The 1,608-nt window shown below is 53.2% G+C and carries 1 rRNA gene; it reads left to right on the top strand.

Annotated elements, in window-relative coordinates:
* Window positions 1-1,608 (top strand): 23S ribosomal RNA (locus tag HMPREF2635_RS04360); the annotation flags it as partial.

The following is a 1,608-nucleotide window of genomic DNA, read 5'->3' as shown; positions in this document are numbered from 1 at the left end:
GTTGTTGGGTTGCCCGAGTAGCAGCGGGCTCGTGGAATCTGCTGTGAATCTGCCGGGACCACCCGGTAAGCCTAAATACTCAGTGTGACCGATAGTGTATTAGTACCGTGAGGGAATGGTGAAAAGTACCCCGGGAGGGGAGTGAAATAGTTCCTGAAACCATGTGCTTACAATCCGTCAGAGCACTTTTTTGTGTGTGATGGCGTGCCTTTTGAAGAATGAGCCTGCGAGTCAGCGGCATGTCGCGAGGTTAACCCGTGTGGGGTAGCCGTAGGGAAACCGAATCCTAATGGGGTGTTTGAGTGGCATGTCCTGGACCCGAAGCGGGGTGATCTACCCATGGCCAGTGTGAAGCAGTAGTAAGATGCTGTGGAGGCGCGAACCCACGTAGGTTGAAAACTGCGGGGATGAGTTGTGGGTAGGGGTGAAAGGCCAATCAAACTCCGTGATAGCTGGTTCTCCCCGAAATGCATTTAGGTGCAGCGTCGCATTAGCTTGGTGGAGGTAGAGCTACTGGTTGGTTGAGCGGGACTACAATCTTAGCAATGTCAGCCAAACTCCGAATGCCATCAATTGTGTTGTGCGGCAGTGAGACTGTGGGGGATAAGCTTCATAGTCGAGAGGGAAACAGCCCAGATCGCCGGTTAAGGCCCCTAAGGGTGTGCTAAGTGGAAAAGGATGTGGGATCGCGAAGACAGCCAGGAGGTTGGCTTAGAAGCAGCCATCCTTGAAAGAGTGCGTAATAGCTCACTGGTCGAGTGGTCCTGCGCCGACAATGTAGTGGGGCTCAAGCACACCGCCGAAGCCGCGGCAAACTTTTTGTTTGGGTAGGGGAGCGTCGTGCATGTGTTGAAGCGTTACCGTAAGGAGGCGTGGAGTGTGTGCGAGTGAGAATGCAGGCATGAGTAACGAATTGGAAGGTGAGAATCCTTCCCGCCGGATGACTAAGGGTTCCTGGGTCAAGTTCGTCTTCCCAGGGTGAGTCGGGACCTAAGGCGAGGCCGACAGGCGTAGTCGATGGACAACCAGTTGATATTCTGGTACCCGTATATCCGCGCCCATGATAAAGCACTGATACTAACCACCGCGGATACGACTTATGTGTTCTTTGAACATGTTGGTTGTTGATGTCGTGGGGCCTGATGTGTGGTTCAAGTGATGGGGTGACACAGTGTAGTAGCCATGCCGCTTAGTGGATTGTTGGTGTAAGCGTGTGAGGTGGTGTGTAGGCAAATCCGCACACCGTATGCCTGAGGCGTGATGCGTAGCCCAATTGGGGTGAAGTTGGTGATCTAGTACTGTCGAGAAAAGCCTCTAGCGATGTGGATGTATGGCCCGTACCCTAAACCGACACAGGTGGTCAGGTTGAAAATACTAAGGCGTTCGGGTGAACTGTGGTTAAGGAACTCGGCAAAATGCCCCCGTAACTTCGGGAGAAGGGGGACCACACGACTTAAGCCAGCCTTTGCGTTGGTGGTGGGTTGTGGGGTCGCAGAGAATAGAGGGAAGCGACTGTTTATCAAAAACACAGGTCCATGCGAAGACGTTAAGTTGATGTATATGGACTGACGCCTGCCCGGTGCTGGAAGGTTAAGAGGACCGGTTAGT

The organism is Corynebacterium sp. HMSC035E02 (assembly GCF_001836065.1).
GTDB classification, from domain to species: Bacteria; Actinomycetota; Actinomycetes; order Mycobacteriales; family Mycobacteriaceae; genus Corynebacterium; species Corynebacterium hiratae.
Note: the sequence above shows the minus strand (reverse complement) of the source record. Positions and strands in the feature narration are given on the sequence as shown.